This window comes from Thioclava sp. JM3 (assembly GCF_002213185.1).
GTDB classification, from domain to species: domain Bacteria; phylum Pseudomonadota; class Alphaproteobacteria; order Rhodobacterales; family Rhodobacteraceae; genus Thioclava; species Thioclava nitratireducens.
This window is the reverse complement of the sequence record NZ_NBOB01000025.1, coordinates 1-7,392: the sequence shown is the minus strand read 5'-3', so window position 1 is coordinate 7,392 and position 7,392 is coordinate 1. Positions and strand designations below refer to the sequence as shown.

At 50.6% G+C, this 7,392-nt stretch carries 6 protein-coding genes and 2 pseudogenes; 3 read left to right on the top strand and 5 right to left on the bottom strand.

What is annotated here, in order from left to right; genetic code table 11:
- Both B6V73_RS21045 and B6V73_RS20120 read left to right on the top strand, forming a co-directional pair.
- Positions 1 to 249: pseudogene (locus B6V73_RS21045) on the top strand (hypothetical protein); the annotation flags it as partial.
- Between the two features lie 352 nt (positions 250 to 601).
- Entirely contained in the window at positions 602 to 1,579 is a 978-nt protein-coding gene (locus B6V73_RS20120) for a glycosyltransferase (protein ID WP_088726296.1), read from the top strand.
- Positions 1,580 to 1,586: 7 nt separating this feature from the next.
- Here B6V73_RS20120 and B6V73_RS20115 read toward each other — a convergent pair whose 3' ends face one another.
- From B6V73_RS20115 to B6V73_RS20105, 3 genes and pseudogenes are all read right to left on the bottom strand, one after another.
- On the bottom strand, positions 1,587 to 2,705 hold the full coding sequence (locus tag B6V73_RS20115; protein ID WP_088726295.1) for a glycosyltransferase: 1,119 nt from the start codon (positions 2,703 to 2,705) through the stop codon (positions 1,587 to 1,589).
- Positions 2,706 to 3,512 (bottom strand): hypothetical protein, encoded by an 807-nt coding sequence (locus tag B6V73_RS20110; RefSeq protein WP_088726294.1) that lies wholly within the window; start codon positions 3,510 to 3,512, stop codon positions 2,706 to 2,708.
- 118 nt (positions 3,513 to 3,630) lie between these two features.
- A pseudogene (locus B6V73_RS20105) lies at positions 3,631 to 4,819 on the bottom strand (IS3 family transposase).
- Between the two features lie 152 nt (positions 4,820 to 4,971).
- Here B6V73_RS20105 and B6V73_RS20100 point away from each other — a divergent pair.
- The gene (locus B6V73_RS20100) at positions 4,972 to 6,081 is read left to right on the top strand and encodes a glycosyltransferase (protein ID WP_088726293.1); all 1,110 of its coding nucleotides are present in this window, start codon (positions 4,972 to 4,974) and stop codon (positions 6,079 to 6,081) included.
- On the opposite strand, the gene B6V73_RS20095 is transcribed toward B6V73_RS20100, so the two are convergent.
- Positions 6,044 to 6,862, bottom strand: coding sequence for a glycosyltransferase family 25 protein (locus B6V73_RS20095; protein WP_088726292.1), 819 nt, complete (start codon positions 6,860 to 6,862; stop codon positions 6,044 to 6,046). The genes B6V73_RS20100 and B6V73_RS20095 overlap by 38 nt on opposite strands.
- A gap of 116 nt (positions 6,863 to 6,978) precedes the next feature.
- The coding region (locus B6V73_RS20090) for an IS3 family transposase (RefSeq protein WP_240504210.1) at positions 6,979 to 7,392 on the bottom strand (414 nt) is incomplete at its 5' end.

Genomic DNA, 7,392 nt, shown 5'->3' with positions numbered 1-7,392 from the left:
GATCTGCTCTTCGCTGAACCGGCTTCTCTTCATCGTCTGTCTCCTCGTCTGGAGAACAGGCTAACCTCAAAACGAGGGGAGCAGGTCAGACGCTATAACGTCAAACCCACCCAAGACGTAATTCTGATCACGCCAGATGGTGAGCCACGTGTCGCCCGATGGTGGCCGGGCTTCGACGAGGATCACCGCCTGGCTGCCCACTGGCTAACATCTGGCGCGGCGCTGGCACGCAGCCGCAACTCCGCATGATAGAGCCGTTAGATGCGTTTGATGCCTGATGGCTCGCCTTCCCGGCGTAGCAGGGCGAACAGCGGCGGGTATGCTGAACCGGCGGCAATCGTTAGTCAGTTCACACAACCACTGGCGCAGTTCGGTCTCTATCGGTCTGACGGATCGGTAGCTGACCCTCTTTCGTCCCTGCTAACAATCTTGCCAGCTTGCCGTTCAGACAGAGTTTTTGTATGTTGCTATGATTTCTTCCTCGGTTCCGCTGGAGTGTCAAATTTCTTTGGCTGCCTGTTTATGTGCATGCATTTGAACTAGTTGTGAAAATTGGATTTTCAATCCTCAGTAGTCAAAACACAACGAAATTGGAATAAGTATGCCTGATCGTGCAGGAAAACTAAAAGTGACTGTTGCTGTCTTAACGCGTGATCGGCCTAAAATGCTTGCGGACCTTTTGACCTCACTTTCAAAGCTAGATGATCCTGATCATTGTGAACTTATCTATCTCGTTGTCGAAAACAATCAGAGAAAAAGTCAGGAAGCGTTGGTTCGAGCATTTGGGCCGAAATTTACGAAAGGTTCTATACATTACGTTCTGGAAACCAAAATAGGAATTGCAAGTGCTCGAAATAGAGCTGCAAAAGAGGCAATAAATCTAGATGCCGACCTGCTGGTTTTTGTTGATGATGATGAGATCGTGCCACCTGAGTGGCTGGCAAATCTTGTGGGGCCTACAGGAAAAGCTCTGCTGTTCTTCTCGGGGGCCACTTCGGGCAGCCCCCCTGTCCGAAAACTGTACATGGCTAGAAAAGCGATGCATAAGAATATCTCGCAAAGATATTTTAGAAATGAAAAGCGAGCTGCTCAACGAGCATCTTCGAATGACACACCAGGTGTAACGATCGTCGCGAATAATTGGATTGGCCAGGTTGACATTATCGCAAACAATAAGATTTTATTTAATGAAAACCTGGATTGGTTAGGCGGTGAGGATACACAGTTTTATTCAGATGTCAGATCTTTGGGGTTAAAGACAGGATGGGTTTCCAACGCCCCTGTATATGAGACGATTCCGAAAGACAGATTGACGTTTGGTTATCAGTTCAAACGGGCCAAAGACCAATCAAATACGAGTTTTAAAAGGAAGCTGAGCAAGAAGCCTTCTGCAATTTATAAACTTCCAGTATCGGTTGTGCTTAAGACAATTGGATTGTTGGGGTTGCTGTTTTTGATGCCTTTAACTCTTAGCACAAACTTTCTGACATTTTGCCGAACAGCCGGCTGGATAGCGGACAGGATTTCAGCCGCACTGGGAGCAACAGCGGATCACTATAGAACTGTCACAGGACAATAATCCGCCGCTATTTAAATAAACTGTCGAGAGTATCTTTAGAAAGGCAAGTCCTTAACTTTTTGCCGTCGAATTTCAGATCGACATCGTCTATCCTGTTAAAGGGGTCCTCCAAATGGTCTGCAAAACAATCAGAAGCGATCGACGTCTCAATAAAATTTCTTAACTCATCATGTTGAATGCGCCATTTATTCCGAAGCGTGCGCTCTTTTTTTGTTACCCATCCACGTTCACTTAACCAACGCCTTAAGCGAAATTTCGCACGAGCTATTTTTGATTGCCTTAGAGGTTTTCTGACATCCTTCATTGAAAAACCCGCATCTTGAAACATTTCTTCGTATTTTACAAAAGCGGCTTGCTCGAGATCAAAGATGTCAGGCACGTATCGGCCCAACCAAGGTTTGTCTAAAAGCGAAAAATGGAGAAAGACCGGATTGAGCGCAATTTCATACCCAAATCCCATAATACTAAACTGAAAATTGTAGCTTGGGCTTAGTTCCGTCCAATGTCCTTGAAACGTAAAATTCAAGAAGTCTTGGTCAAACATACGCATGTTGTCACCGAAGATATGAACATAAGAGCAAAGTAGGTCAGCCCAGTTCTTTTCTCGCCATTTTTCGGGATCGATTAGAAGAACACCGGAGTTAAAATATCGAGTATCTTGAATACCAACTTCCTTTAACCAGTCCTCTTTTGTAGCTTTTGTATTTCTTCCAGCAAATTCCTGACCGCTCAGGGTTTCAAAAACAACACCTGTGTCGTGAATCGCGCCTAAGCCACTTGGTAACGGAACAGTCCAGACAAATTCGTCTTTTCGACGTGGGAATATATCAGAATCCAAATAAATCAAGCGCTGGTAATTCCGCAGAACTGAAGGCGCAAAGATCCTAAGATAAACTATTTTCGGCCAATTTGCGCTTTCCGGCATGCCCTTAGGCAGATGCTTGCTCAATTCATTGCAGTGATAAAATATATTTGGATTGAATACACACTTTGACTCGATGGCATCCGTGATTTCACCTTCGATAAACACATGAATGTCAACATCCCATACGTTGACCAATTGAAACGCTTGAACGCTTGCAATCTCTAAAAGGTTTTCATCTACGACAAGAAAGAAAGCGTTCATTCAAGATTTTGGCTTCGCGTAAAGCCACTCCATTTTGCCGTTGCGATATTCATCAAGAATAATAGCCTTTTTAAGCTCGCTGTATTTCTCCAGTTCTGGGTAATCGTCAAAGGTCCGTGATCTCTGAGGAATCACGGTCACGTCATGCGTATCGGATAGAAAGTCGATCAATTGAGTGGTTATGCCTGGAACGAATAAATCATGCACTTCTATAAGAAAGTGTGATTTTACCAGAACTTCCTGTGGAAAATCCTCAACCCGTGCCTCACAGCCTTCACAATCGATGATAAACAGGGACGGTAGGTTCCAATCTTTGAGATTTCCTGGAAAAGGATCGGCGCACTTAAATGCGTCTAGTCGTTTGACACTGACCCCGTTCAACTTTTGGCAATCCTCCAACGCCTGAAAGGAATTTTCGTCGATATCATAGGTATATACAGTTGCATCCGGCACCAATCGTTTCATGCCGATAGCATAATACCCTTCGGAGGCACCAATGTTAACGATTGACCTGAAGGGGACTTTCGCTAGTTCCAAAATTGTAGGAAACAGTTCTTCTTCATAAGAACCGACCAGTTTCGAAGCAATGTCGTGATCGCTCCAGGCTCCATGTGCGGGAAGAAGCATACCTTCAAAAGGCCCGCGCTGCACTTTGTACTCCAAGCGTTCAGCGATTTCGCGCACTACTACTTGTTTGAACTTCAGCGTTGTCTGGACCAGAAAATTGTCTGTGCCGTAACTGCTTTTTCGCACCGCTTCAAAGCCAAGAGGGCGCAATAATGCATTGAGAGTTGCGCGTACACCCATCTGATTGTCCTATCACATTTTCACCACCAGGAAAGAGGCCAATATCGCATTACAGTGAGGCTGTACAGCAATCTGGCCACTTTGTTGTCTGTTGAGAGACTGACCTGCCACTGAACTTTCATCCAGCCGCGACCGGAGCCCGGTTGGTGTTTACGCCGATCGGCGCAGGTTGAGCAATCGCCCGACGCGCGGAGCTATCATCTCGCGCAGCGGGGCGGGCGATTGCGGAGGTCAGGGCCCGCGCGTAGTCAGCAGGTGTCTGGTAGTCCAAGGCCGAGTGCGGGCGTTCGTTATTGTAGTCGGCAGCCCAGGCGGCGATCACGATCCGCGCGTGGGCCAGGTTTCGGAACATGGTCTCGTTGAGCAGCTCGTCCCGCATCCGCCCGTTGAAGCTCCACGAAGCCGTTCTGCATCGGCTTGCCCCGGGGCGATGTAGTGCCACTCGATCCGGTGCGCGGTAGCGAAGGTTAAGATTGCGTTACTGGTCAGTTCGGTGCCGTTGTCAGAGACGATCATCCCCGGCTTTCCGCGGCGCTCGATCAGAGCAGTCAGTTCACGAGCCACACGGCGCCCCGAGATCGAGGTGTCCGGGATCGCCGCGAGGCACTCCCGGGTGACATCGTCGACCACATTGAGCACCCGGAAACGCTGACCGTTGGCGAACTGGTCGTGAACGAAATCCAACGACCATCGCGCATTGGGCCGCGCCTCGACCAGGATCGGGGCTCGCGTCCCGACAGCCTTGCGCCGTGCCTTTCGTTTGCGCACCGTCAGGCCTTCTTCGCGGTAGAGCCGGTAGATCCGGTTGATCCCCGAGGCTTCTCCCTCGCGCCGCAGCAGCACGAAGAGCCGCCGATAGCCGAACCGCCGACGCTCGTTGGCCAGCTCCCGCAACCGCCCGCGCAGCACCGTGTCCGGCGCACGCTGCGTCTGATAGCGGACCATCTTGCGATCCGCCCCGGCAATCCGGCACGCCCGCCGTTCCGAGAGCCCGAACTGGGCCTTCAGATGCGCGACCGCCTCGCGCTTCAAGGCAGGCGTTACCACTTTTTTGAAACCAGTTCCTTCATCGCCGCCAGGTCCAGCATCTGCTCGGCCAGCAGCTTCTTCAGCTTGGCGTTCTCGTCTTCGAGCGTCTTCAGCCGCTTTGCCTCCGGCACCGTCATGCCGCCGAACTTCGCCTTCCAGTTATAGAAGGTCCCTTCCGACATGCCGTGCTTGCGGCACAAGTCCGCGCACTTCGCGCCTGCCTCGTGTTCGGCCTGGATGCCGATGATCTGCTCGTCCGTGAATCTCGTTCGCTTCATTGTCCGTCCTCAAGTTGGGTCGGACTCTAATCGATGGTGGAGGAAAAATCCCGTGGCAGGTCACGGGCAATAACCTTATCGGAAATTTGATTGGTCGAGCATAGCCTGCTATTGCGGGCGAAAGATGGTTAAAAGCGTGGAGAAGCATCTGTATGAATGCGATTTATTTCGTTGTTGATGAGCAACTCGCGGAACTGGCGAGCTCGGCTGCATTGCAGATGTCTTTGCACTGGGATTGTGATTTTCATATTTTTATCGAGAGGCGGGATCAAAGTGTGCCGATCAATGAGATCGGCGCCGGTCGAATTACTTATCACTATGAATGCCTAGGCGACGCTCTGCCGCATGATCTTCCCGAGTTCGAGCGCTGGCCGAGAATCGTCTACTTACGTCTTTTTGCACCTCGGTTTTTGCCGAGCTATCACCGGCTGTTATATTTGGATGCTGATATATTGTCATTTGGCGCGGATCCCGCGCTCTGGGAGGTCTCTTTGCCGGATGGGCTAGGCGCGGTCGCTGATCTCGCTGTGCTTGAGCGCGGACCAGGCAATATGGAGCGGTCAGCCTGGCTGGCGGGGATTGGTGTATCCTCGGGGTGCTATCTCAATTCGGGAGTTCTTCTAATAGATCCGAAAATCTGGAATCAGATTGATTTTGCCGAAATTCTGCCCGGCTACTTTGCGGCACATCCGGAATCCAAGTTCCCAGACCAAGATTTTCTGGCCTATTTTTTTGATGGACGCTGGGTCGAGCTTTCCCCGCGTTTCAATTGGCAGGGTGGAGTGTTGAATTGGGGGCTAACACGAGCCGTGGCACCAGTCTTTGTGCATTTTTGCATGATGGTGCGACCTTGGCACGGTTCTCAAGCGCCTTGGCTGTCTCCGACTGATTCAGCCTATATCGAGTTATACGATAGGGTGTTTCAGCACGCCGGCTTTTCGACAGAGCCCTATCGGAAGGTCTTTCGCCTTCCCAAGCTGCGGCGCTCCCTATATGCGATCTTGGCTTGGCTCTCTGTGAAAGGTATCACCAGCCGCAGAGAGAGGGCTCGCCGAAAGGAATGGCTGAATAATCATCTATTTCTGCGCTCTTACATCCAGCATGGACTATCAGAAGCACAATTTTCTGCAGATTATCGAAAACAGATTGACGTGCGTGAGCCAGATCTTTTTTGGGACGGACGGTTTGTCCGCGTAGAAGGTGATCTGCCACTTGGCGATCCGCTCAGGACCGCATCTTTCGAAACCAATAGATTAAGCTAAGCAGTTGCCAACGTGCTTTTAGCCAAGCGCCATGCACACGCCGATTGCGACCTTTCCTGCGACTTGTGCGCTGTTCCTCGAGTGAGGATGTCAACTCAGTAGTCTCACCGATCGGTTCGGGGGTTAAATTGAGAACTCGAAGGCCAAGTTCCCAAGGAGCGATAAAATCTTCGTCGACGGGACGGAATACTCGGGGGCGGGATAAGAGCCTACGCGCAGCTTTAGCTGAAATCAGATAGCCCGTTGCGCCAGTTGTGCCAAATAATCGTTCTTCGACCGAAAATCCGCTGAATAACCATCGCCGAACCGGCCCGCGCGGCTTGTGGGTCCGAAACAAAAGAATGTCGAAGATTGGGAGTTCTGGAAGGGATGTAATCGCGCTTTTCAGCAATTCCGGATCTTTTACATGAAAATCGTCCTCAAGCACTAGCGCGAAATCTGTTCCGTCTTGCAGCAATAGGCGCCACGCCTCTCTGTGTCCCCAATAACATGCGATTTCTCCCGGGGACATTTCTCTTTTTCGAAACCGTAAGTTCGCCTCCGAATCATACAGATCTACGGCGCTCAGATCGTCTGAGTGGATGCTGAGTGCGACGCGAGGCTTTAGCCCGGCACGATTTGCTTCGCTGAGCGCATGTTCAAGGCGTGGACCCTCGGTCTGGTAGGTCACGATTAGCGTCAGTATCCCATGGTCTGAGAGAGCTGTAGCGAGATCCATCGAAAAATCCATTTGTGGGCAGCTGGATAATCTCTTATAGGCTATCATGATCAGTTGTAACAACCAAGGCGCGGCGATGGTTCAGTCGAATCTTCCGATTTCTGCTTTCATTATTTGCCAAGATGAGGAGCGGTTCATTGAGAATTGCATACGTAGCCTTCATTTTTGCAGCGAGATTATTATTGGTGATAGTGAATAGCCCCGCGTTTTTTGACGCCTTCGTGTCTCAGTTTCTGCTGCCGTTCAAAGTCGACGGGCGACAGCATTCCGTTCCGGGCGTGCTTGTGCTTTGGATTGTAGAACATCTCGATGTAGTCGAACACATCCTGCCTGGCTTCTTCGCGGGATCGGTAGGTCCGTCGTCTGATCCGCTCACGCTTCAGCAGGTTAAAGAAGCTCTCAGCGACCGCGTTGTCATGGCAGTTTCCGCGGCGGCTCATCGAGTGCTCCAGATTGTGGGCCCGAAGGAACGCTGCCCAGTCCATGCTGGTGAATTTGACCTGCTCCCCTTCGAGTCCTCGTTTTGAGGTTAGCCTGTTCTCCAGACGAGGAGACAGACGATGAAGAGAAGCCGGTTCAGCGAAGAGCAGATC

Bases quoted from the DNA above. Each gene is read 5' to 3' on its own strand.
- B6V73_RS20120 (WP_088726296.1), top strand. From the start codon at position 602: ATGCCTGATCGTGCAGGAAAACTAAAAGTGACTGTTGCTGTCTTAACG.
- B6V73_RS20115 (WP_088726295.1), bottom strand. From the start codon at position 2,705: ATGAACGCTTTCTTTCTTGTCGTAGATGAAAACCTTTTAGAGATTGCA.
- B6V73_RS20110 (WP_088726294.1), bottom strand. From the start codon at position 3,512: ATGGGTGTACGCGCAACTCTCAATGCATTATTGCGCCCTCTTGGCTTT.
- B6V73_RS20100 (WP_088726293.1), top strand. From the start codon at position 4,972: ATGAATGCGATTTATTTCGTTGTTGATGAGCAACTCGCGGAACTGGCG.